Annotated in this window: 21 protein-coding genes, 1 tRNA gene and 2 pseudogenes; 13 read left to right on the top strand and 11 right to left on the bottom strand. The window is 70.3% G+C overall.

What is annotated here, in order from left to right; genetic code table 11:
• The first annotated feature begins 178 nt into the window (after window positions 1-178).
• Window positions 179-2992, top strand: a complete 2814-nt coding sequence (topA, locus tag A5655_RS16285) for a type I DNA topoisomerase (protein WP_067011575.1) — start codon at window positions 179-181, stop codon at window positions 2990-2992.
• Here topA and A5655_RS16280 read toward each other — a convergent pair.
• A complete protein-coding gene (locus A5655_RS16280) occupies window positions 2989-4641 on the bottom strand; it encodes an adenylate/guanylate cyclase domain-containing protein (RefSeq protein ID WP_156764878.1) in 1653 nt (550 codons plus the stop codon). The genes topA and A5655_RS16280 overlap by 4 nt on opposite strands.
• A gap of 107 nt (window positions 4642-4748) precedes the next feature.
• Here A5655_RS16280 and A5655_RS16275 point away from each other — a divergent pair, with 107 nt between their 5' ends.
• Window positions 4749-5957: a DNA polymerase III subunit delta' gene (locus tag A5655_RS16275; RefSeq protein WP_067011573.1), complete on the top strand. Its 1209-nt coding sequence runs from the start codon at window positions 4749-4751 to the stop codon at window positions 5955-5957.
• Window positions 5958-6008: 51 nt separating this feature from the next.
• Window positions 6009-6084 (top strand) — tRNA-Thr (locus tag A5655_RS16270).
• 73 nt (window positions 6085-6157) lie between these two features.
• Here A5655_RS16270 and A5655_RS16265 read toward each other — a convergent pair.
• The gene (locus tag A5655_RS16265) at window positions 6158-7975 is read right to left on the bottom strand and encodes a hypothetical protein (RefSeq protein WP_231999177.1); all 1818 of its coding nucleotides are present in this window, start codon (window positions 7973-7975) and stop codon (window positions 6158-6160) included.
• Here A5655_RS16265 and A5655_RS16260 point away from each other — a divergent pair.
• Window positions 7941-8885 carry an NAD-dependent epimerase/dehydratase family protein gene (locus A5655_RS16260; protein ID WP_067011571.1) on the top strand — a complete coding sequence of 315 codons (945 nt, stop codon included), beginning with the start codon at window positions 7941-7943 and terminating at the stop codon, window positions 8883-8885. The two genes, A5655_RS16265 and A5655_RS16260, sit on opposite strands and share 35 nt — an antisense overlap.
• A 53-nt stretch (window positions 8886-8938) precedes the next feature.
• On the opposite strand, the gene A5655_RS16255 is transcribed toward A5655_RS16260, so the two are convergent.
• The 3 genes from A5655_RS16255 to A5655_RS16245 are packed head-to-tail and all read right to left on the bottom strand — an operon-like array spanning window position 8939 to window position 11289.
• Window positions 8939-9292, bottom strand: a complete 354-nt coding sequence (locus A5655_RS16255; RefSeq protein ID WP_067011569.1) for a DUF2304 domain-containing protein — start codon at window positions 9290-9292, stop codon at window positions 8939-8941.
• The gene (locus tag A5655_RS16250) at window positions 9289-9990 is read right to left on the bottom strand and encodes a glycosyltransferase family 2 protein (RefSeq protein ID WP_067011567.1); all 702 of its coding nucleotides are present in this window, start codon (window positions 9988-9990) and stop codon (window positions 9289-9291) included. The genes A5655_RS16255 and A5655_RS16250 overlap by 4 nt, the downstream gene beginning before the upstream one ends.
• Window positions 9991-10014: 24 nt before the next feature.
• On the bottom strand, window positions 10015-11289 hold the full coding sequence (locus A5655_RS16245; RefSeq protein ID WP_067011565.1) for a hypothetical protein: 1275 nt from the start codon (window positions 11287-11289) through the stop codon (window positions 10015-10017).
• A gap of 91 nt (window positions 11290-11380) precedes the next feature.
• On the opposite strand from A5655_RS16245, the gene A5655_RS16240 reads away from it, so the two are divergent.
• Window positions 11381-12469: a DUF475 domain-containing protein gene (locus A5655_RS16240; protein ID WP_067011563.1), complete on the top strand. Its 1089-nt coding sequence runs from the start codon at window positions 11381-11383 to the stop codon at window positions 12467-12469.
• Here the strand turns inward: A5655_RS16240 and A5655_RS16235 are convergent.
• The gene (locus tag A5655_RS16235) at window positions 12466-13167 is read right to left on the bottom strand and encodes a hypothetical protein (RefSeq protein ID WP_067011561.1); all 702 of its coding nucleotides are present in this window, start codon (window positions 13165-13167) and stop codon (window positions 12466-12468) included. The two genes, A5655_RS16240 and A5655_RS16235, sit on opposite strands and share 4 nt — an antisense overlap.
• Window positions 13168-13214: 47 nt before the next feature.
• On the bottom strand, window positions 13215-13703 hold the full coding sequence (locus tag A5655_RS16230; protein WP_067011559.1) for an inorganic diphosphatase: 489 nt from the start codon (window positions 13701-13703) through the stop codon (window positions 13215-13217).
• Window positions 13704-13818: 115 nt separating this feature from the next.
• Between A5655_RS16230 and dacB the strand changes: the two genes are divergently transcribed.
• From dacB to hpt, 4 genes are read left to right on the top strand one after another with little or no spacing between them, the layout of a single operon-like run.
• The gene (gene dacB / locus A5655_RS16225) at window positions 13819-15204 is read left to right on the top strand and encodes a D-alanyl-D-alanine carboxypeptidase/D-alanyl-D-alanine-endopeptidase (protein WP_156764877.1); all 1386 of its coding nucleotides are present in this window, start codon (window positions 13819-13821) and stop codon (window positions 15202-15204) included.
• Window positions 15201-16247, top strand: a complete 1047-nt coding sequence (locus tag A5655_RS16220) for a zinc-dependent metalloprotease (protein WP_067011748.1) — start codon at window positions 15201-15203, stop codon at window positions 16245-16247. The genes dacB and A5655_RS16220 overlap by 4 nt, the downstream gene beginning before the upstream one ends.
• Window positions 16226-17185, top strand: coding sequence for a tRNA lysidine(34) synthetase TilS (gene tilS / locus A5655_RS16215; RefSeq protein ID WP_067011555.1), 960 nt, complete (start codon window positions 16226-16228; stop codon window positions 17183-17185). Before A5655_RS16220 ends, tilS begins: the two co-directional genes overlap by 22 nt.
• A 43-nt stretch (window positions 17186-17228) precedes the next feature.
• Window positions 17229-17840: a hypoxanthine phosphoribosyltransferase gene (gene hpt, locus A5655_RS16210; RefSeq protein ID WP_067011553.1), complete on the top strand. Its 612-nt coding sequence runs from the start codon at window positions 17229-17231 to the stop codon at window positions 17838-17840.
• A gap of 8 nt (window positions 17841-17848) precedes the next feature.
• Here the strand turns inward: hpt and A5655_RS16205 are convergent, their stop codons facing one another.
• The gene (locus tag A5655_RS16205; RefSeq protein ID WP_067011551.1) at window positions 17849-18556 is read right to left on the bottom strand and encodes an SIMPL domain-containing protein; all 708 of its coding nucleotides are present in this window, start codon (window positions 18554-18556) and stop codon (window positions 17849-17851) included.
• A gap of 295 nt (window positions 18557-18851) precedes the next feature.
• Between A5655_RS16205 and A5655_RS16200 the strand changes: the two genes are divergently transcribed.
• Both A5655_RS16200 and A5655_RS16195 read left to right on the top strand, forming a co-directional pair.
• Window positions 18852-19151, top strand: coding sequence for a PE family protein (locus A5655_RS16200; RefSeq protein WP_067011549.1), 300 nt, complete (start codon window positions 18852-18854; stop codon window positions 19149-19151).
• A gap of 12 nt (window positions 19152-19163) precedes the next feature.
• Complete coding sequence (locus tag A5655_RS16195; protein ID WP_067011547.1) at window positions 19164-20387, top strand: PPE family protein; 1224 nt, start codon at window positions 19164-19166, stop codon at window positions 20385-20387.
• 10 nt (window positions 20388-20397) lie between these two features.
• On the opposite strand, the gene A5655_RS16190 is transcribed toward A5655_RS16195, so the two are convergent.
• Together A5655_RS16190 and A5655_RS16185 are read right to left on the bottom strand one after the other, a co-directional pair.
• The gene (locus A5655_RS16190) at window positions 20398-20688 is read right to left on the bottom strand and encodes a hypothetical protein (RefSeq protein WP_067011545.1); all 291 of its coding nucleotides are present in this window, start codon (window positions 20686-20688) and stop codon (window positions 20398-20400) included.
• A 92-nt stretch (window positions 20689-20780) separates the two neighbouring features.
• On the bottom strand, window positions 20781-21131 hold the full coding sequence (locus tag A5655_RS16185) for a hypothetical protein (RefSeq protein ID WP_067011543.1): 351 nt from the start codon (window positions 21129-21131) through the stop codon (window positions 20781-20783).
• A gap of 182 nt (window positions 21132-21313) precedes the next feature.
• On the opposite strand from A5655_RS16185, the pseudogene A5655_RS29405 reads away from it, so the two are divergent.
• A pseudogene (locus A5655_RS29405) lies at window positions 21314-21610 on the top strand (PE family protein); the annotation flags it as partial.
• Window positions 21611-22019: 409 nt separating this feature from the next.
• Window positions 22020-22385, top strand: coding sequence for a hypothetical protein (locus tag A5655_RS16175; RefSeq protein ID WP_067011538.1), 366 nt, complete (start codon window positions 22020-22022; stop codon window positions 22383-22385).
• Here A5655_RS16175 and A5655_RS29400 read toward each other — a convergent pair.
• Window positions 22336-22607 (bottom strand): annotated as a pseudogene (locus tag A5655_RS29400) (PPE domain-containing protein); the annotation flags it as partial. The gene A5655_RS16175 and the pseudogene A5655_RS29400 sit on opposite strands and share 50 nt — an antisense overlap.

The following is a 22607-nucleotide window of genomic DNA, read 5'->3' as shown; positions in this document are numbered from 1 at the left end:
CGTATTTGGGGAAGCCGGTTTGCGCGGGCCCGCCCGAGGGTGCGAAATTGTCAGGTGCCCTGAAGCGAAGGAACGCTCGCGTACCTGTTTTCACCGGAATTTCGGACGTTCGCCTGTCATTCTTCCTGCAGGGCGGTCTCGCAAGGGGGCCGAGATAAGGGATGGAGCGTAAGCGCAGTTGGCTGACCCGAAGCTAAAGGACCGCGTCAGCGGCGGAAATGGCATTCGTAGGCGTCTCGTCATCGTCGAGTCGCCGACCAAGGCGCGCAAACTGGCCGGATACCTGGGTTCCAGCTACATCGTCGAGTCCTCCCGAGGCCACATCCGCGACCTGCCCCGCGCGGCGGCCGACGTGCCCGCCAAGTTCAAGTCCGAGCCGTGGGCCAGGCTCGGAGTCAACGTCGATGCCGACTTCGAGCCGCTCTACATCATCAGCCCGGAGAAGAAGAGCACCGTCAGCGAGCTGAAGGGCCTGCTCAAGGACGTCGACGAGCTTTACCTGGCCACGGATGGTGACCGCGAGGGCGAAGCCATCGCGTGGCACCTGCTGGAAACCCTCAAGCCGAACATCCCGGTCAAGCGGATGGTGTTCCACGAGATCACCGAGCCGGCGATCCTGGAGGCCGCCGAAAATCCCCGCGACCTGGACATCGATCTGGTCGACGCGCAGGAGACGCGCCGCATCCTGGACCGGTTGTACGGCTACGAGGTCAGCCCGGTGCTGTGGAAGAAGGTCGCGCCCAAACTGTCGGCCGGCCGCGTGCAGTCGGTGGCCACCCGCATCATCGTGCAGCGCGAGCGCGACCGTATGGCGTTCCGCAGCGCGTCGTACTGGGACATCGTCGCCCAGCTGGACGCCAGCATCTCCGACCCGCAGGCCCAGCCGCCCACCTTCACCGCGCGGCTGACCAACGTGGACGGCCTGCGCGTCGCCACCGGCCGCGATTTCGACTCGCTGGGTCAGCTGCGCAAGGCCGACGAGGTCGTCATCCTGGACGAGGCCGCCGCGTCGGAGCTGGCCTCCGGCTTGCGCGGCGCGCAGCTGGCGGTGGCGTCGGTCGAGGAGAAGCCATACACCCGCCGCCCGTACGCGCCGTTCATGACGTCGACGCTGCAGCAGGAGGCCGGCCGCAAGCTGCGGTTCTCCTCCGAGCGCACGATGAGCATCGCGCAGCGCCTCTACGAGAACGGCTACATCACTTATATGCGCACCGACTCGACGACCCTGTCGCAGTCGGCGATCAGCGCGGCGCGCAACCAGGCGCGTCAGCTCTATGGCGAGGAGTACGTCTCGCCGTCGCCGCGCCAGTACACCCGCAAGGTGAAGAACGCCCAGGAGGCGCACGAGGCGATCCGGCCCGCCGGTGAGACGTTCGCGACGCCCGACGCAGTGCGGCGCGAGCTCGACGGCGACGAGTTCCGGCTCTACGAGCTGATCTGGCAGCGCACGGTGGCCTCGCAGATGTCCGACGCGCGCGGCACGACGCTGAGCCTGCGGATCGGCGGCACGGCGGGTGGTCCCGCCGGAGAAAGGCAAGTGACGTTCTCCGCCACGGGTCGCACCATCACCTTCGCCGGCTTCCTCAAGGCCTACGTGGAAACGGTGGACGAGCTGGCCGGCGGCGAGGCCGACGACGCCGAGCGCCGGCTTCCCCATCTGACAGAGGGACAGCGGCTGGAGGCCCTCGAGCTCACCCCCGACGGTCACGCCACCAACCCGCCGGCGCGCTACACCGAGGCCTCGCTGGTCAAGGCGCTCGAGGAGTTGGGCATCGGCCGGCCGTCGACGTATTCGTCGATCATCAAGACCATTCAGGACCGCGGCTACGTGTACAAGAAGGGCAGCGCCCTGGTGCCCTCGTGGGTCGCGTTCGCGGTCACCGGTCTGCTGGAACAGCATTTCGGCCGGCTGGTCGACTACGGCTTCACCGCGGCGATGGAAGACGAGCTCGACGCGATCGCCTCCGGCCAGGAGCACCGTACCAACTGGCTGAACAATTTCTACTTCGGCGGCGACCACGGGGTGCCGGACTCGGTGGCCCGCTCCGGCGGCCTGAAGAAGCTCGTCGGCGTCAACCTCGAGGGCATCGATGCGCGAGAAGTCAACTCCATCAAGGTGTTTGACGATGCCGAGGGCCGGCCCGTCTACGTGCGGGTGGGCAAGAACGGGCCCTACCTCGAACGCATCGTGACCAGCGACGAGGGCGAGCCCACCCCGCAGCGGGCCAACCTCAACGACTCGCTGACCCCCGACGAGCTGACGCTGGAGGTGGCCGAGGAGCTTTTCGCCACGCCGCAAGAGGGCCGCGTGCTGGGGATCGATCCGGAAACCGGTCACGAGGTGGTCGCCAAGGACGGCCGGTACGGGCCGTACGTGACCGAGGTCCTGCCCCCGCAGCCCGAAGAGGGCCCGGGTGACGCCCAAGGCGGAGCGCCCGCGAAGAAGGGCAAGAAGCCCACCGGCCCCAAACCCCGCACCGGCTCCCTGCTGCGCAGCATGGACCTGCAGACGGTCACCCTCGAGGACGCGCTGAAGCTGCTGTCGTTGCCGAGGGTCGTCGGCACCGACCCCGAATCCGGTGAGCCGATCACCGCGCAGAACGGGCGCTACGGCCCATACCTCAAGCGGGGCACCGATTCTCGTTCGCTGGCGACCGAGGACCAGATTTTCGACATCACGCTCGAAGAGGCGCTGAAGATCTACGCCGAGCCCAAACGCCGTGGCCGGCAGAGCGCTTCGGCGCCGCCGCTGCGCGAGTTGGGCACCGACCCCACGTCGGGCAAGCCGATGGTCATCAAGGACGGCCGATTCGGGCCGTACGTCACCGACGGCGAGACCAACGCCAGCCTGCGCAAGGGCGACGACGTGCTGTCGATCACCGACGAGCGCGCCTCCGAGCTGCTGGCCGACCGGCGGGCCCGCGGCCCGGTCAAGCGGCCCGCGAAGAAATCCACCCGCAAGGCGCCGGCGCGGCGGGCGACCAAGCGCTAGCCGCGGACGTCGCTCGGGATCTCCTCTTCCACAACGTCTTCCGGCGTGGCCAGCTTCACGGGCCGGGCCAGCTGGGTCGGCGCCGCGCGCCCGCGCAACTCGACGACCTCGCCGACGTCCCAGCACAGCGCTTCGGCGTCCAGCGCGCCGCTGACCGCGATCGCCGACGCGAGCACGTGCCCGGCCTCCAGCTTGGCCAGCTCGGTGAGCCGCGCGGCCTCGTTGACCGGGTCGCCGATCACCGTGTACTCGAACCGGGCCTGCGCGCCGATGTGGCCGGCGATGGCCCGGCCGGCCGAGACCCCGATCCCGAACTCCGCGTAGCCGATCACCGGGAGGAGTTCGTCGTGCAGCTCGCGGGCGGCCGCGAGCGCGCCGCCGGAGGAGTCGGGGTGTTCGATCGGCGCCCCGAAGATGGCCAGCGCCGCGTCGCCCTGGAACTTGTTGACGAACCCGCCGTGCCTGCCGACGGTGTCGACCACCACCCGGAAGAACTCGTTGAGCAGGTGGACGACCTCGGCGGGCGGCCGGGTCGCGGCCAGCTGGGTGGAGCCGACCAGGTCCACGAACAACACCGCGACGTCGCGCTCCTGGCCGCCCAGTTCGGTGCCGCGCTCCAGCGCGCGGCGGGCCACGTCCTCGCCGACGTAGCGGCCGAACAGGTCGCGCAGGCGCTGCCGCTCGGACAGGTCGCGCACCATGTCGTTGAAGCCGGCCTGCAGCAGGCCCAGCTCGCTGGCGTCGTAGATCTGCATGTGCGCGTTGTAGTTTCCGCGCTGCACCTCCGACAGCGCCCAGCGCAGCTGGCGCAGCGGGTCGGCGATCGACATGGCCACCAGCAGCGTGCTGACCAGACCGATGCCCAGCGCCGCCAGCGCCAGCAACAGGATCGGGTTGAACAGCTTCTCGGGCGTGGCGTGCAGCAGGGAAGTCTTGTCGGCCACCACGGCCAGCACGATCGCCAGCAGCGGCACCGCGGTGGACAGCATCCAGCTCAGCATCTGGCGCAGGATCACGCCGGGCGCCTTGACGTTCTCGGGCACGCCGCTGCGCAGGGCGGCGACGGCCACCGGCCGCAGCACCCGTTCGGACTGCAGGTAGCCGATGATCGCCGTCGCGGCCGCGCCCAGCGCCGTGGCGACCGCGACGACGGGCGCGGCGTACTTGGCCACCGACCAGCTGGCGACGATGAACACCACGCCGCCGATGCACCACATCGCCATGCTGGTGATGGTGCGGTAGTAGGGCATGCGCAACGCGCGGCTGCGGGCCACCTCGGTGGCGGCTGGATCGGCCTCGGCGAGCAGGTTGTCGCGGCGCTGCCACCGGAACACCGGCAGCATCAGCCTGAGGTTGATCACGGTCGTGGCCAGGAACAGGGAGATCACGACGCTGACGAAGACCGCCAGGTTGATCGGGGGCAGGTCCTGCAGCTGGATGCGGTCCTGGGGCGGCAGGCCGTAGCGCAGGAAGCCCAGCACGAACAGGCCGCCGATGATGTCGGCCTGCAGCATGCTCAGCGTGAACAGCGGCCACGGGGTGCGCACCACCCACCGGACGAACGCGCTGATCCGCCCGGGCAGTGCTGCCTCGGTTGCCACCAATCCACCGTATCGGGCAGGGCCGACTTGGCGGAAAACAATAAGCATCTCGGCAAGTCGCCGGCACCTGCCGAAACGCCCGGAAATGTAACGGGTTCGTCGCGATACGGTGGCCGATCGGTATCTGTCGGCCGGTGTCACTACTGTTGCCGGTGATGTCCGGGGTGTTTACGCGGCTGGTAGGCCAAGAGGCCGTGGTGGCCTCGCTGCTCGCCGCCGCCCGCGCGGCCCGCGGTGATACCGCTCACAGCGATCCGGCTGACGGGACTATGACACATGCGTGGCTTATCACCGGCCCGCCGGGCTCCGGCCGCTCGGTGGCCGCGCTGTGCTTCGCGGCCGCGCTGCAGTGCACTTCGGATGGGCAGCCGGGCTGCGGGCAGTGCCGCGCGTGCACGACGACCATGGCCGGCACCCATGCCGACGTGCGCCGGGTCATTCCCGAGGGTCTGTCCATCGGCGTGGACGAGATGCGCGCCATCGTGCAGATCGCGTCGCGGCGCCCGACGACCGGGCACCGGCAGATCGTGGTCATCGAGGACGCCGACCGGTTGACCGAAGGCGCCGCGAACGCGCTGCTGAAGGTGGTCGAGGAACCGCCGCCGTCGACGGTGTTCCTGCTGTGCGCGCCGTCGGTGGATCCCGAGGACATCGCGGTCACGCTGCGGTCCCGGTGCCGGCACGTCGCGCTGGTGACCCCGCCGACCGAGGCGATCGCGCGGGTGCTGGTCGACAGCGACGGCCTGGACGCCGACACGGCCAACTGGGCCGCGTCGGTCAGCGGCGGCCACGTGGGGCGGGCGCGCCGGCTCGCCACCGATTCCGAGGCGCGGCAACGACGGGAGCGGGCGCTGGGCCTGGTGCGCGACGCCGCGACCCCGTCGCGGGCGTACGCCGCCGCCGAGGAGCTGGTGGCCGCCGCCGAGGCCGAGGCCGTCGTGCTGACCGCGGACCGCGCCGAGGCCGAGACGGAGGAGCTGCGCACGGCGCTCGGCGCCGGTGGCACGGGCAAGGGCACCGCGGGCGCGATGCGCGGCGCCACGGGGGCGATCAAGGACCTCGAGCGACGGCAGAAGTCCCGGCAGACGCGGGCGTCGCGCGATGCCCTGGACCGGGCGCTGATCGACCTCGCGACGTACTTCCGCGACGCGCTGGTGGTGTCGGCCCGCGCCGGCGGCGTCCAGGCGAACCATCCGGACATGGCCGAGCGGGTGGCGGCCCTGGCGGCCCACGCCTCGCCCGAGAAGCTGCTGCGCTGCATCGAGGCGGTGCTCGAGTGCCGCGAGGCGCTGGCGGTCAACGTCAAACCCAAGTTCGCCGTGGACGCCATGGTGGCCAGCTTCGGCCAGGAACTGCGCGACTGAACTTGGGCGGGCCAGCCCGGCTGCCGTAGACTCGTGCCGCCCGCAGGGCACGCCACCTTAGCTCAGTCGGCAGAGCGGCTCACTCGTAATGAGCAGGTCAGGAGTTCGATTCTCCTAGGTGGCTCCAAATTTCCGCCGAGCGTGCGGCCAGCCGCACATTCGGGCGCGAGCGTGCGGCTGGCCGCACGCTCGGCGGGCCGCTAGGCCGGCGCGACGAAGCCCACCGGCCCCGACGCGAGGCACAGCGACAGCGCGGCGGTGTTGGCCCGCACGGTGATCGCGTTCCCGGCGCCCGGCAGCCGGACGAACACGCGGTTGAGCCCCGGATGCACCGGCGCCTTGACGTCGGGTCCCTCGGACAGCGACACCGTCATCGAACCCTCGCTGTTGGCAAGGTAATTGAGTTCGACGGTCCAATCCGCGGGCAGCAGCGGCCCGTCGAGCGTCAGCCGAGCCGGCCGGTCCGGCTGGGCGAAGTACCCGCACTGCGGCATGGGGCCCGGCACTATGGTGCGGACCCAGGTGACCCGCGCGTTGATCAGCCGGCCGGAACTGTCGAGCACTCGCAGTTGCGTTGTCGCCGAGGCGAATTCGGGCCGGTCGCGCAGCAGGGCGAACATGTGGCTGGCCAGGTTCTCCGGCGCGGCCACTCGCTGCAGCACCAGCGGATCGACCTCCTGGTCCAGCAGCGGCGCGTCCGAAACAGCGTGCGCCGCAGCCAAACTGGCGCGCGCGTTCCGCAGGTAGGGCTGGGCGGGGTTGTCGCGCCAGCTGGTCAGGAACGTCGCGGTCGAATACAGGCTGCTGGCCACGAACGCCGCCGCCAAAACGGCTGTCACCACGACGCGTTTGCGCGACGCGTCCAGCCACCGCGCCGCGGCCGGGCGGTTGGGCGCGCACAGCGCGACGGCGGCCAGCAGCGCCAGCACCACGACGAGATCCGGGAAATACCGCATGGTCTGGGCCAGCTCCAGCGCGGTGAACCGCGACGACCGCATCAGATAGATCGGCACTTGGCACGCGACGGCATAGCCGGCCGCGGTCAGCCACACCGCCCCGATGCGCTGCTTGCGCAGCAGCGACAGCGCGACCAGCCCGGCCAGCACCAGCCAGCCCAGCGCCATCGCCGACGGCGGGGGAGTGGCCCACGGCGACGCCGGGGCCCACCGGTCCCAGTGCCACGGCCCGCCGGCCAGCCCCGGCGCGATGCCGTGGGTGATCGACCGCCACAGCAGGTCCCCCGTCATCGCCAGGTCGGAGCTCCACCGTTTCTGGTTGACCACAGCCAGGTACAGCGCCACCCACGCGGTGGTCAGCGCCAGCGACGCGACCCACAGCCGCAGTCCGGCGCGCCACACCGTCCGCACCGCGGACCCATCGCCCCGCACGTGCCACAACAGCGCGGTCACCGCGAAGGCGACGAACGGGATGACGGCGGCCTTCTCGAAGAACAGCAGCCCGCCGAGGTAGGCCAGCACGCCGGTCAGCGCGTAGCGCCGGTTGCCGGTGCGGACCAGCAGGATCGCGTCGGCGCACACCCACGCCAGCGCGGCCAGCAGGGGCAGCGAGTTCAGCGCCGCCGCCCACCAGGCGAACCCCGGCACCCCCAGCGGGCTGAACAACGCGAACGTCAACGGCAGCAGCAGCACCCACCGCCAGCCGAGGATGACGTACAGCGCCCGCAACAGCGCCAGCGAGGCCAACAGCTGCAGCACCAGCAGGCTGATCGCCGGGCCGGTCCAGTCCAGCGGCGCCAGCCGAATGATCGCGCCGGCGACCAGGAACGCGGCCGGCATCACGTGGCCGTCGTGGTCGTCGAACAGATAGGACGGCGACAGTAGGCCCTGGGTTCCGGCCTTGCCGACGAGGATCAGGTCGTCCCAGTAGAAGTAGCCCCCGAAGGCCAGCACCGCGCGGACCCCCAGCTGCGCGACGACGAGTGCGGCGGCTACCGCGATGACCCCCCGCTTGTATGGTGGGCCGGTGCGCGCACTGGTCACCGGGGGAGCCGGATTCATCGGGTCGACGCTAGTCGACCGTCTACTGGCCGACGGTCACACGGTGGTGGGGCTGGACAATTTCGCCACGGGTCGCGCGACCAACCTCGAGCACCTGGCCGACAACCCGGCGCACGTCTTCGTCGAGGCGGACATCGTGACGGCGGACCTGCACGCGATCCTCGACGAGCACCGGCCGGAGGTGGTGTTTCACCTGGCCGCGCAGATCGACGTGCGGCACTCGGTGGCCAACCCCCAGTTCGACGCGTCGGTCAACGTCATCGGCACCATCCGCCTGGCCGAGGCGGCGCGCCAGACCGGCGTGCGCAAGATCGTGCACACCTCGTCGGGAGGGTCCATCTACGGGACCCCGCCGGTGTACCCGACCAGTGAGGACGTCCCGACTGATCCTTCTTCGCCATATGCCGCCGGAAAGGTGGCCGGCGAAATCTACCTGAACACCTTCCGCAACCTGTACGGCCTGGATTGCTCGCACATCGCGCCCGCCAACGTGTACGGCCCCCGCCAGGACCCGCACGGCGAGGCGGGGGTGGTGGCGATCTTCGCCCAGGCGTTGCTGGCGGGCAAGCCCACCAAGGTCTTCGGTGACGGGGGCAAGACCCGCGACTACGTCTACGTCGACGACGTGGTCGACGCGTTCGTCAAGGCGGCCGGGGACGCGGGCGGCGGGCAGCGGTTCAACGTCGGCACCGGGATCGAAACCTCGGACCGCCAACTGCATTCGGCGGTGGCCGCGGCCGTCGGCGGACCTGACGACCCGGAGTTCCATCCCGACCGCCTGGGCGACCTGAAGCGGTCATGCCTCGACATCGGTTTGGCGGAAAGGGTTTTGGGCTGGCGCCCGCAGGTTCAGCTCGACGAGGGCGTGCGCCGCACCGTGGAGTACTTCCGCGCGGGCCACGCCGTGTGACCTCGCGCCGAGCGTGAACTCAGGGCGGAATTCTGGCCGATTTCTCGCCCTGATCACACGTTCGGCGCCTGCGCCTCGGGCACCTGCGCCCCCTCCAGCGCCACCGCCCGGGCCAGTCGCGCGTAGCGCAACTCCAAGTCCTTGAACCGCATGTAGGTGCTCAGGGTGGTGAAGCTGAACGCGATGATCAGCGCGTAAAGCATCAGGTCCGTGCCGCGGCGCACGCCGAACCAGTGCGCGACCACCGTCGTGTCGTCGGGCCGCAGCACGGCGTAGATGCCGCCGAACACGAACAGGACGTAGCCGACCTTGACCCACGCCTTGGACCGCGAGCTCCGGCGGGACCGCAACAGATAGACCAGCAGCGCGACGATCGCCCCGATCAGCAGCACCTGGATCCAGTTCATCTCGGAATCCTCCCTCGCAGAAACCCGTCGAAGATGATGTTGACGCCGTTGAGCAGGGGCTGGCCCTTCGACTTCGAGTATTCGGTGTAGAGCACCTCGACCGGTTGTTCGGCCACGCGCCAACGGTTTTCGGCGATCAGCATGACGAACTCGTTGGCGTGGCTCATGCCGCTCATGGTGATGTCCAGCCCGTCGGCGACCTTCTTGTTGAACACCCGCAGCCCATTGTTGGTGTCGGTCAAGCCGAGTCGGCGTCCGCGCCGGCTCAACCGCGCGGCGGTCCGCAGCACGATCCGCTTGAAAAGCGGTGGGCGGCTGCCCCCGGGCGAACCGAACCGGGTCCCGATGACGATGTCGACGTCGCCCACACCCAGCCGGTCGATCATCGCGGCGACGTCTTTGACGCGGTGCTGGCCGTCGGCGTCGAACGTGACGAAGACCTGCGCCCCGGGCCGGCGGCGGGCGTACTCGACGCCGGTCTGGATGGCCGCGCCCTGGCCCAGGTTGACCGGATGGCGCACCAGGTGCGCCCCGGCCCGCAGCGCGATCTCACCGGTGCCGTCGGTGCTGCCGTCGTCGACGCAGACGACGTGGTCGAAGACCGAGCGCACGTCGGCTATCACCTCGCCGATCACGGCGGCTTCGTTGAAGGCGGGAATGACGATCCAGACGTCCGGGTAGCGCGGTTCAGTGCCCATTTATGCCCACCAGGTTAGCCAGGATCAGCCGGTTAAGCGTCCGGAGCGCGCGAGCGCCACCAGATGCACGCCGATTCCGACCATCGGTCCGCACAACAGGCCGACCACGGTGCGCGTCTGCAGCGGCAGCGGCAACAACAGCAACAGCCCCGACGCCACCGTCGCGCCGACCCACCCCAGCGCGTAGGCGCGGTGCAGCGCCGCCGCGACCGTGGCCGCGCCGGTCAGCGTCAGGATCGCGATCGCCACCGCGGCCGCGGTCAGCCACGCCAACAGCGCGCTGCTGGCCTGGTATTGCGGCCCGAAGGCGACCCGGAGCAGCCAGGGGCCGATGACGCCCGCCGCCAGCACCCCGACCGCGCCGACGCCGCCGATGATCGCCGCCGGCGCGATCAGCGCCCGAAGCCGGTCGCTGCGCTCGTCGACGAAGTGCGCGATGAGATTGCCCTGCATGGCGGTCAGCGGCACCAGCAGCGGCGCGCGGGTCAACGTCACGGCCAGGATGATGACGCCGCCCTGTGCGCCCAACTCGCTACTGGTCAGCTTCAGCAGCACCGGAAACCCCATCACCAGAATCGCGCTGGCGCCGGCCGCGGTGATGGAGTGCGCGGCGCCGCGCAGGAAGGTCGACGTGCTACCCGGCGTCAGCAGCCGGGCCGCCGCGCGGGCCGTCGGCGAGGCCGCCAGGACGATCAGCCAGGCCGTCGCGCCCGCCACCGTCGCCCACAGGAAACCAGTCAGGCCCCATCCGATCACGAACGTGGCCGCGGCGACCGTCACCCGGATCACCGCGTCGGTCACCATCAGCGCCCCGTACGCGGTCCAGTGATTGGTGCCGGCCAGCATGCCCAACAGGGTGGCGTGCAGGCAGAAGCCGGCCAGCCCGACGGAAAGCAGCCCGACCGACAACCAGCGGTCCGCCACGAACACCCGTCCGCTCCACAGCGGCGAGCTGGCGGCGATCACGACCGCCGCGGCCACGCCGATCATCGCGGCGACGCGCAGGGGATGGGTCCGGCTGACGGGCGCCGCCCCGATGTCGCTGAGGTAGCTCTCCGACCGCACCTCGCGGGTGGTTTCCTGCAGCAGGCCGAAGGCGGCCCCGGTGACCAGACCGAACGCCCCCCAGAACACCCCGAATATCGAAAAGCCGCGCGGCGCCAGGTCGCGAGCGGCCAGATAGATCACCGCATACCCGCACAGCGCGGTCAGCGCGGTGGCGGTGGCGACCCGGGCCACGCTGCCGCGCGCGACCGGGCCGGCCCCGGTGGAGGCTTGGGTACCGCCGGCTTCGGGCATCGCCACAATTTGAAAATAGTAAGTGCGCCGGCGTCGGCGGCCCGCGCCGGCGAGGCGGTCGCTATCGTGGGCGGCTGTTGGGGAAGGATCCATGGCCGCGTTCCGCATCTTCGGGATCTCGCTGTTCGTCACCGTCGCGGCCCTCGCGATCGGATACCTCCACGGCGGCCTGAACGCCCTCTTTTTGCTGCTGGTGCTGGCCGTCCTCGAGGTGTCGCTGTCGTTCGACAACGCCATCATCAACGCGGCGATCCTGAAGCAGATGAGCCCGTTTTGGCGGCAGATGTTCCTGACGCTGGGGATCCTGATCGCCGTCTTCGGCATGCGGTTGTTCTTCCCGTTGCTCATCGTCTGGGCCACCGCGGGCCTCGGACCGGTCCGCGCGTTCGAGTTGGCGCTGAATCCGCCGCCGCACGGCGCGATGGAGTTCCCGGACGGCTCGCCCAGCTATGAAAAGCTGATCGCCGCCGCCCACCCCCAGATCGCGGCGTTCGGCGGGATCTTCCTGTTGATGTTGTTTTTGGATTTCGTGTTTCACGACCGAGACATCAAGTGGCTCAAGTGGATTGAGGTCCCATTTGCCCGCATCGGACGGCTCGGTCAGGTGTCGGTGGTGGCGGCCGGGGTCGCGCTGGTCCTGGCGGCGACGGAGCTGACGCACTCCGGCGACGAGCGTGCGACGGTGCTGACCGCCGGGGTCCTGGGTCTGATCTCCTATCTGATCGTCAACGGCTTGAGCCGGGCGTTTCGACCCCAGGACCTCGACGCGGTGGCGGACGGCAAGCCGGCCGGCAGCGCGGTGGGCAAGGCCGGGCTGACGCTGTTCGTCTACCTCGAGGTGCTCGACGCCGCCTTCTCCTTCGACGGCGTCACGGGCGCCTTCGCGATCACCTCCGACCCGATCGTGATCGCGCTGGGCCTGGGGCTGGTCGGCTCGATGTTCGTCCGGTCGATCACCATCTACCTGGTCCAGCAGGACGCGCTGGATCGCTACGTGTACCTCGAACACGGCGCGCACTGGGCGATCGGCGCGCTGTCGGTGATCATGCTGGCGTCCATCGAGCCGGGGTTCCAGGTGCCCGAAGCGCTCACCGCCTCGGTGGGCGTCGTCTTCATCGGGGCGGCCCTGGGCTGGAGCGTGTTGCGCAATCGGCGCCAGGCCGCCGCGGCGACGCGTTAGGCCTCGATCTGGCCGGCGATCCGCAGCTCGATGGCGGCCCGCGCCGGCGCGGGCAGCACGATCAGCCCGTCGAGTTCCTTGGCGGCCCGCAGGTAGGCGCTCTGCCGTTCCTCGCGCGTGGCCGCCTCGTCCTGGGCCAGGTGCAGCAGGTGCTGCGCGCGCGCCAGCCGTTGCTGGTCGTACTCCGAGAAGTCGCTGCGGCGACGGCGAATCGCCTCGGCCTCGGCGATTTCGAAGGCGCTGATGTACTCGTGGACGGCGTCGCGGTATCCCACCTGCGCACCGCGATCGCCGGCGAGGGCCTCCACGTCCTCGGCCCGGTCCGGGCGCAGCAGGTCCGCGCGCCGCTTCGCCTTGTGAAAGGCGATGGTCAGCGGGTCGCGCATGTCCGTCATCATCGGGAAGTCCAGCAACTTGGCGAGGTCGAGTTCGTAGTCGAACCACCGCGCATCGGTACGGTCATGCGACGCAATGATTTTGGCGAGCTCCCGGCGCGAGCTTTCCCTGTTGTCGCGGCTGCGCCCCGCCGCCTCCGCAGCGGCGATCTTGGCCTGCTGCTTCAGCCGGTAGCGTTCCAGCCGCCGGTCGGCCCGACGTTCGTTGGCGGCGACGACGGCCCGAATGCCCGCGCCGATCGAGCCGCCCAGCGGGAAAATCAGCCACCAGAAATTGGAGGCGAAATGCCACAACGGGGTCACATCGCCAGGATGCCACCGCGTCGCGGCACGCGGTTTCGCCCAGAGCGTTAGTGCCCGGACGCCTTGAACCGCTCCACCGAACGCTGCACCTCGGCCTCGGCTTCGGCCCGGTCGACCCAGTCCGCCGCCTTGACGAACTTGCCCGGCTCCAACGCCTTGTACTGCGAGAAAAAGTGCTTGATGACATCCAGTTCGAACTCCGGCACGTCGCCGATGTCCTGGATGTGGTCCCAGCGATGGTCGCCGGCCGGCACGCACAACACCTTGTCGTCGCCGCCCGCCTCGTCGACCATCCGGAACATGCCCACCGGGCGCGCCTCCACGATCACACCGGGGAACACCGACTGCGGCAGCAGCACCAGCGCGTCCAGTGGGTCGCCGTCCTCACCGAGGGTGTCCTCGATGAAGCCGTAGTCGGTGGGGTAAGCCATCGAGGTGTAGAGGTAGCGGTCCAGCCGCACCCGGCCCGTCTCGTGATCGACCTCGTACTTGTTGCGTTGACCTTTCGGAATTTCGATGGTGACGTCGAATTGCACCGCACGGGCTCCTTCACGAGGGGTGGACCGGGGTCGGTCGGTTGGGTCGGGCATCACCCTAGTCGAGCGCATCGCGGCCGATTCGGCAGAATGGGTCCAAACAGTCAGGAGAGTGATGGGTCCTACTCGCTGGCGGAAATCCACCCAGGTGTTCATCGGGTTGGCCGTGCTGGCGTTCGTCGCCGCGGTGGTGGCTGCGGCAACGTTTTTCACCACGGGAGGCCACGGCGTCGGCGCCTCGCACGTGCCGGTGCCGCCGCCGCGCCCGCCGACGGTCAAGCCGGGCGTGGTCCCGGTCGCCGACACCGCCGAAACGCCCAGCCCGGCCGGGGTGGCCGCCGCGCTGGCACCGGCGGCCGCCGATCCCAACCTGGGCCGGCTGGGTGGCCGGATCACCGACGCCATCACCGGCAAGGAACTGTGGCGGGTGGCCGACGACCTGCCACTGGTGCCGGCGTCGACCAACAAGGTCCTGACCGCGGCGGCCGCGCTGCTCACGCTCGACCGTCAGGCCCGGATCAGCACCCGGGTGGTCGCGGGCAGCCAGAACGCCCAGGGGCCCGTCGTGCTGGTGGGCGCCGGGGATCCGGTGCTTTCGGCGGCGCCGCCCGGAGTGGACACCTGGTACCGCGGCGCGGCGCGCATCAGCGACCTGGCCGAGCAGGTGCGCCGCAGCGGGGTGACCCCGACCGCGGTGCAGGTGGACACCTCGGCGTTCAGCGGACCGACGATGGCGCCCGGCTGGGACCCGGCCGACGTCGACAACGGCGACATCGCGCCGATCGAGTCGGTGATGATCGACGCCGGCCGCATCCAGCCCACCACGGTCAACTCCCGGCGGTCCAAGACGCCGGCGCTGGACGCCGGCCGGGAGCTGGCCAAGGCGCTCGGCCTGGACCCGGGCGCGGTGACGATCGCCACGGCGCCGTCCGGCGCCCGGCAATTGGCCGTTGTGCAGTCCGCGCCGCTGGTCCAGCGGCTGTCCGAGATGATGGACCACTCCGACAACGTGCTGGCCGAGTGCATCGCCCGGGAGGTCGCCGCCGCGATCAACCGGCCGCAGAGCTTCGCCGGGGCGGTCGACGCCGTGACCAACCGGTTGAGCACCGCGCACGTCGACACCGCCGGGGCCAGGCTGGTGGATTCCAGCGGGCTTTCCGTCGACGATCGGCTGACGGCCAAGACGCTGGACGGCGTGGTGCAGGCCGCCGCCGGACCCGACCAGCCGGCGCTGCGGGCGCTGCTGGACCTGCTGCCGATCGCCGGCGGCAGCGGAACGCTGGGTGACCGGTTCCTCGACGCGGCCACCGATCGCGGCCCCGCCGGCTGGCTGCGGGCCAAGACCGGCTCGTTGACCGCGGTCAACTCGTTGGTCGGGGTGCTCACCGACCGCAGCGGGCGGGTGCTCACGTTCGCGTTCCTGTCCAACGACGCGGGCCCGAACGGCCGCAACGCGATGGACGCCCTGGCCACCAAGCTGTGGTTCTGCGGGTGCGCATGACCGCCTCGTCCAGCCTGACCCTCGGGACCGCCGTCGACTGGCGGTTCGCGGCGACCGTCGGGCAGCGCCTGGCCCGGCCCGGCCCGGCGGCCAGCGACTACACCCGCCGCCAGGTGGTCGAGGAGCTGACGAGCGCGGCCGCCAAGGCCGAGCCGCCGGTGCGCGACGTCACGGGCCTGACCACCGATGGTGTGATTCCGGCCGCCCGCATCGTCGACCGCCTGCAGTGGATCGGCGCTGCGGCCGAGTCGATGCGGGTGATGACCAACGGCAGCGACAAGCCGCGGGGGTTTCTCACCGGCCGCATCACCGGCGCGCAGACGGGCGCCGTGCTGGCGTTCGTGTCGTCGGGCATTCTCGGCCAGTACGACCCGTTCGCCGCCGCGAAAGAAGGCTGTCTGCTGTTGGTGTATCCGAACGTCATCGCCGTCGAGCGCCAGCTTCGGGTCGACCCCTCCGACTTTCGGCTCTGGGTGTGCCTGCACGAGGTGACCCATCGGGTCCAGTTCACCGCCAACCCGTGGCTGTCCGGCTACATGTCCCAGGCGCTGGGGCTGCTGACGCAGGACGCGGGGGAGGACATCCGGGAGGTGGCGATCCGGCTCGCCGAATTCGTCCGCAGCCGCGGGAACGGGTCCACGGACGCCAATGCGGCCGGGATTCTCGGCCTGGTGCGCGCCGTGCAGTCCGAGCCGCAACGCGAGGCGCTGGATCAGCTGCTGGTGCTCGGGACGCTGCTGGAGGGCCACGCCGATCACGTGATGGACGCCGTCGGGCCGGTCGTGGTGCCGTCGGTGGCCACCATCCGCCGCCGCTTCGACGAGCGCCGCCATCGCAAGCAGCCGCCCCTGCAGCGGCTGCTGCGCGCACTGCTCGGCCTCGACGCCAAGCTCAGCCAGTACACCCGCGGCAAGGCGTTCGTCGACCACGTCGTGGGCAAGGTCGGAATGCAGCGGTTCAACACCATCTGGTCGGGCCCCGAAACGCTGCCGCTGCCCGCCGAAATCGAAGACCCCCAGCGATGGATCGACAGGGTGCTGTAGGGCAGCTGCGCGCGGCTGTCGAGGCTTTCGCCAATACCTACCTCGCCACCGGAAAGCGGTGGCGCGTGGCGCTATCCGGCGGCCCCGACTCCCTGGCGCTCACCGCGGTCGCCGCCCCGCTCCGTCCCACCACCGCCGTGATCGTCGACCACGGCCTGCAGCCCGGCTCGGCGACCGTCGCCGAGACCGCCCGCAAGCAGGCGCTCGCCCTGGGATGTGTTGACGCGCAAGTGCTTTGCGTCCAGGTGGGCGAGGACGGTGGCCCGGAGGCGGCGGCGCGCACGGCCCGCTATGCGGCTTTGAGCGCCAGCGGCGACGGCCCGGTGTTGTTGGCGCACACGCTCGACGATCAGGCGGAGACCGTGCTGTTGGGGCTGGGCCGCGGCTCCGGGGGACGCTCGATCGCCGGGATGCGGCCGCACGATCCCCCATGGTGCCGGCCGCTGTTGGGGGTGCGCCGGTCCGTGACGCACGCCGCGTGCGCCGAGCTGGGGCTGACCGGCTGGCAGGATCCGCACAACACCGACCGCCGCTTCACCCGCGCGCGGCTGCGCCTCGAGGTGCTGCCCCTGCTGGAGGACGTGCTCGGCGGCGGGGTGGCCGAGGCGTTGGCGCGCACGGCGACCGCGCTGCGCGAGGACACCGAGATGATCGACGCGCTCGCCGCGCAGGCGCTGCCCGGGGTGCGGACGGAGGCGGGGCTCTTGCCCAGCTCGCTGGCCGCGCTGCCGGACCCGGTTCGGCGCACGGTGATCCGCGGCTGGCTGCTGGCCGGGGGCGCGACGGGGTTGACCGACAAGCAGATTCGCGGCGTGGACACGCTCGTCACGGCGTGGCGCGGGCAGGGTGGCGTCGCGGTGGGATCCGCGCTGCGCGGCGAGCGATTGTTCGCCGGGCGGCGCGACGGCGTGCTGACGATGTGGCGCGAGCCTGTGTAAACGGGGGCAGTCGTTGGTTATTCGGCCGCTGGCGTGGCACTCTGTGGGCGTGGCCCAGATCTCCCCGGCTGTCACCCCCGCGCAGCCCGTGGAGCTGTATCCGGGGGATATCAAGTCGGTGCTGCTCACCGAGGAGCAGATTCAGGCCCGCATCGCCGAACTCGGCGAGGAGATCGGCACCCACTACCGCGAGCTTGCCGCCCAGTCCGGCGAGGATCTGTTGCTGATCACCGTGCTCAAGGGCGCGGTGATTTTTGTCACTGACCTGGCTCGCGCGATCCCGGTGCCCACCCAGTTCGAATTCATGGCCGTGAGCTCCTACGGGTCCTCGACGTCCTCGTCGGGCGTGGTGCGGATCATGAAGGACCTGGACCGTGACATCCACGATCGCGACGTGCTGATCGTCGAGGACGTCGTCGACTCCGGGCTGACCCTGTCGTGGTTGCTGCGCAATCTCAAGAGCCGGCATCCGCGTTCGTTGCGGGTGTGCACGCTGCTGCGCAAGCCCGACGCGATGCGCTCCAAGGTCGAGATCGCCTACGTGGGCTTCGACATTCCGAACGATTTCGTGGTGGGCTACGGCCTGGATTACGACGAGCGCTACCGCGACCTGTCGTACATCGGCACCTTGGATCCCCGGGTCTACGAGCAGTAGCCAGCCCGCTAGTCCAACTCCCACACCGCGGTCACAGAGAAACTCACGGTCTGCTGGCCGGGTTCCAACGGAACCGCCGCCGTGCTGCGCGGCGCCGGCGGCCCGCCGGGCGCGGGCTGGCCGCCCGAGACCTCCGAGATGGAAAGCACCCGGCCCAACCGCAGGCCGGACAACTGGGCGTACTGGTCGGCGCGGGCCCTGGCGTCGTTGAATGCCCGCGCGCGGGCGTCCTTGACCAGCTGCGAGTCGTCGGCGATGGAGTAGCTGACCGAGCTGATCCGGGTGGCGTCGCCGCCGGTGGTCACGATGAGGGCCAGCATCCGCGACGCGGCGTCGGCTGGGTGGATCTTGACCCGGATCGCGTTGGTCGCGCGGTAGCCGGTGATCGTCGTTGTGCCGCTGCCGTACTGGGGCTCCAGGGTGACCGTGGTGGTGCTGATGTCCTTGCGGTCCAGGCCCGCGCCGACGAGCGCGTTGATCACCGCCTGCTGGCGATCGTTGGTCTGGTTCATCGCGGCGGTGACGTCGGGTGCGGTGAATTCGATGCCGGCGTCGGCGGTCAGGGTGTCCGGGACGCCCTGGACCTGCCCCGAGCCGACGACGGTCACCTGACGCGGATTCGCCCCCGGGGCCGGCGCGGCGTTGTGCTTGTCGCACGCCGACAACGCGGCGACGGTCAATCCGGCGGCGGCCAATGCGATCGATTTGCGGACCATGTGTGGACGATAGCCCGCCCGGGCGCGCTTTTAGCGTCGGCAAAGCCTAGTGCGTGTCGCGGCAACCGCTCCGGAATTCATGTCGAACTCTAATCATATTGGTTTGCAACATCTTTCATGCCGTACGCAAAAGGTGCAGCACATTGGTGCAGCTACATGAACAGTTTTCGGCCCGCCAATGAACACGGCGGACGAAGGGTTGCGATGCCCGGCGGTGGCAGGCCTAACCTCTGAGCTGCTTCGGTGACGCCGTCGCGCCGAAATCCGTTGATCGCATACATTTTTGGGAGGACACATGTCGATCGTGATCACACAGCCAGAGATCCTTGCCGGGGCCGCCGCCGAAATGCAGGCCCTGAATGCGTTGGTGGCGGCGGGAAATGCCGCCGCGGCCGCCCCGACGACGGGGGTGGTCCCGGCGGCCGCGGATCTGGTGTCGATGCTGACCGCGGCGCACTTCGCTTCGCACGCAAGGCTTTACCAGGAGGTCAGCGCCCAGGCTGCGGCTATGCGGGACCTGTTGGCGACGACGCTCGGCGTCAGCGCCGGCTCGTATGAGGCCACCGAAGCGGCCAACACCAACGCGGTCGGTTAGGCGAGAGTAGCCATGCTGGATTTCGCGCAGTTACCGCCGGAGATCAACTCCGCGCTGATGTATTCGGGTCCCGGGTCGGTACCCATGCTGACTGCCGCGGCCGCCTGGGACGCGCTGGCGACCGAGCTGCAGGACACGGCGTCGTCCTACCGATCGCTGATCGCCGGCCTGACCGACGGGCCATGGCAGGGTCCGGCGGCGGCGGCCATGGCCGCCGCGGCGGGATCCCAGGTCGGGTGGCTGAGCGGCACCGCCGGGCAGGCCGGGGAGGCCGCAACCCAGGCCGCGGCGGCGGCGGGTGCCTACGAGGCGGCGTTTGCCGCGACGGTGCCACCGCCGGTGATCGCGGCCAACCGGGCGCTGTTGATGACCCTGTTGGCGACGAATTTCCTGGGGCAGAACACCGCGGCGATCGCGGCCACCGAGGCACAGTACGCGGAAATGTGGGCGCAGGATGCGGCCGCAATGTACGGCTATGCGGGTTCATCGGCGGCGGCCTCGGCGCTGACGCCGTTCGGCCCCGCGGCACCCGCCACGGATCCGGCCGGCCTGGGCGCGCAGGCCGCGGCGGTCGCCCAGGCGGCCGGAGCCGCCACCGGCGGACAGGGGCTCTACGGGATTCCCAACGTGCTGTTCGGCCTGGCCGGTCTGACGAATTCACCGCCCTGGCTCGTCAACCCCGCCGCCGCCCTCGGCCTGACCGGGCACGCCTGGAACGCCAACGGCGACGGCATCATCGTGGCCGGAGCGCTTGGGGACCTGGTTGAGGGACTGACCGGGTCGGCGACCGTCGACGCCAGCTCGGGCTTCGACGCCTTCATCCGATTGATCTCTCCCACACGTCTTTTCACCACCGCCTTCAAGGATATTCAGGGCCTGGCGCAGGCGATGATGCCGCAGGCCGCCAAGGCCGCCGAGGGCGCCGCCAAGGCCGTCGAGGCGGTGCCGCACGCCGTTTCGGGCGCCGCGAGCGGCGCCGCCGGAACCATCGGGAGGGCGACTTCGGTTGGGGGGCTGTCGGTCCCGGCGTCGTGGGCGGGCGTGGCCCCGCCGGCAAGCCCCGCCGTCGTGACGCTCAACGGCCTCGCGACCGGCGCGGCCGCCGAACCCGCCACCAATGCCCTTGGTGGCGTGCCGCTGATGGGTAGTGGGGGCGGCCGCGGCGTCGCGCACTTCGCCGCTCCGCGTTACGGATTCAAGCCGACGGTGGTGACCCAGCCGCCAGCGGGGGGATGAGGCGAACGGCTCAGTCGTCGAGGTGCGTCGGTGGGTCGGTGAAGGCGAAATCCCCGGGATTCTGGCCGGGGCCCATCAAGTCGCAGCGCTTTTCGGGCACCAGGAAGGAGCTGGCGCCGCTGGGTATCAGGCGGGTGAATGCGACGCAACGTTGCCAGGTGCCGTCGGGCTGGACGGGTCCGTCGCACTTGCTGAGAAAAGGTCCGCCGTACAGGCAACCGGCGCTGGCCGGGGGCGCAGACGCGATCAGGCCGCCGGCCATCAGCACTGCGGCCAGTCCGCCGATGATCCAGTGCTTCATGGTTTCTCTCCCATCGCGGCACGTCGACAGCCCAGCCAGTAACACTGACGCTACCGCTTTGGCGGCGCGGTTTGCCCGTGCCCGGCGGCGACCTAGCCGCGCGGCTGCTCCGGCGGGTTCGGGATCTGCAGCACTCGCTGGCGGGTGGTGACCTTGAAGGGGTCTAGGGCCCGCGACTCGTCCAAGGCCTCGCGCACGTCGTCGAGCGTGATGAGGCCGAGCTCGACCTGCAGCCACGTGGCGCTGAGCCCGAAGGCGTGAGCCGCGCGCCGGGCTTCCTCCGCGTCCGGGAAGTCGTCGGCGTTCGCCCGCCCAACGCCGCCGTACCACCGGCCCTTGGTGACGCCGCAGGCGTCACGCAGCTGCTCAATGGTGATATCGCGGTTCAGCGTGGCCTCGAGCAGGCGCTTCAGCCCCCAGCCGGCCGCATTGGTTCTTGGCATGCCTCCCAGAGTAACCGGATGCCAAAACACGGTCAAAGCGTCCTGAACAGCGATTTGAAGATCAAATCAGAGAATTAGCAGAAGATAACTAGACATTGATTCCTAATTTATGACATAGTCTCCTCACAACGTCAGCCAGTGCCGGACTTCGGCACCGCGGTTCGCATCAGGAGGAACACCACATGTCGTTTGTCGTCACCGTGCCGGAGCTGCTTGAAGCGGCGGCCGGCCGGCTGCACGTTATCGGCTCCGCCGTCAGCGCGGCCAACGTGACCGCCGCATTTCCGACCACCGGAGTCATCCCGGCCGCGGCCGACGAAGTCTCGGCGGCGACGGCGGCTGCCTTTTCCGGCTACGGCCAGGCCTACCAGGCGATCAGCGCCGAGGCGGCCCTGATCCACGACGAGTTCGTGAAGGCCCTGGGGCTCGGCGCCAACTCGTATGCGGCCACCGAGGCGGCGAACGCGGCGCAGGCCGGGGGCGCCCACGTGTCGCGCGTCGCGCCTCCCCGGATGGCCCCGACGGCGCCGGCCGCCCGTCCGGCGGCGCCCGCCCGGATGGCGCCCGCCGCATCCACAAGTCGGGCGCCATACGGCGGCGGCTACGGCGCCGCTCGCCCGGCGACGCACGGCGGCGGTTACGCCGGCGGCAACTACGGCGGAGGTCGCGTGGATCCCTACGCGCGATTCAGCTACGGCGGTCACGCGACGTCGTATGGGGGCGGCCGACATTGGTGAGACGGCCGGCGCCTCAGCGGCGGGAACCGGCGCCGGCGTCCAACCCGAGGGCACCGAGAGCCCGCCGACCGAGGTGGCCTGACCCATCGCCGCCGACGGCGCCAGGCGGGCGGGCACCTGCATCTCCGGCATCACGCGCATCGTCGGCACGGTGGGCGTCGCCGGCATGAACGCCGGCCGCACGGCCGGGTCCGGCGCGACCATCGGCGCCATCACTCCCGGGTTCGTCGTCGCGCCCGGCGCGCCGGCTCCCTGGCCGAAGGGCGCGCTGATCAGTTGCGCGAATTCGCCTATGCCGGACTGGAAGCCACTTATCAGCGACGGTCCGGCGGCATTGAGCTCCGATGGGATCGCCGACAACCCCATGACCGCCTGGGCGGCCAGGCCCTGCGCGGCGCCCTCCAGATTGGTGACGGCCGCTCCGATCGCGCCGCCGGCCAAGCCCGCCAGGTTGGTGGTGACCGGTGCCGTGGCCATCGGGGTCAGTGCGGACGCCGTCGTCGACGACGCGGCGTAGGCGTACATCGCCGCGGCGTCCTGGGCCCACATCTCGGCGTATTGCGCCTCGGCGGCGGCGATCGCCGGGGTGTTGATGCCCAGGAAGTTGGTCGCGACCAGCGTCATCAGCATGGCGCGGTTGGCGGCGATCAGCGGCGGCGGCACGGTCGCGGCGAAGGCCGCTTCGTGCGCGGCGGCCGCGGTGGCCGCCTGGATCCCGGCCTGCTCGGCCTGCGCGGCG

It is taken from the genome of Mycobacterium sp. 1081908.1, from assembly GCF_001673535.1.
Classification (GTDB): domain Bacteria; phylum Actinomycetota; class Actinomycetes; order Mycobacteriales; family Mycobacteriaceae; genus Mycobacterium.
Note: the sequence above shows the minus strand (reverse complement) of the source record. Positions and strands in the feature narration are given on the sequence as shown.

Coding starts and splice junctions, on each gene's coding strand:
- A5655_RS16280 (WP_156764878.1), bottom strand. CDS start 4,641: ATGCTTATTGTTTTCCGCCAAGTCGGCCCTGCCCGATACGGTGGATTG.
- A5655_RS16275 (WP_067011573.1), top strand. CDS start 4,749: ATGTCCGGGGTGTTTACGCGGCTGGTAGGCCAAGAGGCCGTGGTGGCC.
- A5655_RS16265 (WP_231999177.1), bottom strand. CDS start 7,975: ATGAATCCGGCTCCCCCGGTGACCAGTGCGCGCACCGGCCCACCATAC.
- A5655_RS16255 (WP_067011569.1), bottom strand. CDS start 9,292: ATGAACTGGATCCAGGTGCTGCTGATCGGGGCGATCGTCGCGCTGCTG.
- A5655_RS16250 (WP_067011567.1), bottom strand. CDS start 9,990: ATGGGCACTGAACCGCGCTACCCGGACGTCTGGATCGTCATTCCCGCC.
- A5655_RS16245 (WP_067011565.1), bottom strand. CDS start 11,289: ATGCCCGAAGCCGGCGGTACCCAAGCCTCCACCGGGGCCGGCCCGGTC.
- A5655_RS16240 (WP_067011563.1), top strand. CDS start 11,381: ATGGCCGCGTTCCGCATCTTCGGGATCTCGCTGTTCGTCACCGTCGCG.
- dacB (WP_156764877.1), top strand. CDS start 13,819: ATGGGTCCTACTCGCTGGCGGAAATCCACCCAGGTGTTCATCGGGTTG.
- A5655_RS16220 (WP_067011748.1), top strand. CDS start 15,201: ATGACCGCCTCGTCCAGCCTGACCCTCGGGACCGCCGTCGACTGGCGG.
- tilS (WP_067011555.1), top strand. CDS start 16,226: ATGGATCGACAGGGTGCTGTAGGGCAGCTGCGCGCGGCTGTCGAGGCT.
- A5655_RS16205 (WP_067011551.1), bottom strand. CDS start 18,556: ATGGTCCGCAAATCGATCGCATTGGCCGCCGCCGGATTGACCGTCGCC.
- A5655_RS16200 (WP_067011549.1), top strand. CDS start 18,852: ATGTCGATCGTGATCACACAGCCAGAGATCCTTGCCGGGGCCGCCGCC.
- A5655_RS16195 (WP_067011547.1), top strand. CDS start 19,164: ATGCTGGATTTCGCGCAGTTACCGCCGGAGATCAACTCCGCGCTGATG.
- A5655_RS16190 (WP_067011545.1), bottom strand. CDS start 20,688: ATGAAGCACTGGATCATCGGCGGACTGGCCGCAGTGCTGATGGCCGGC.
- A5655_RS16185 (WP_067011543.1), bottom strand. CDS start 21,131: ATGCCAAGAACCAATGCGGCCGGCTGGGGGCTGAAGCGCCTGCTCGAG.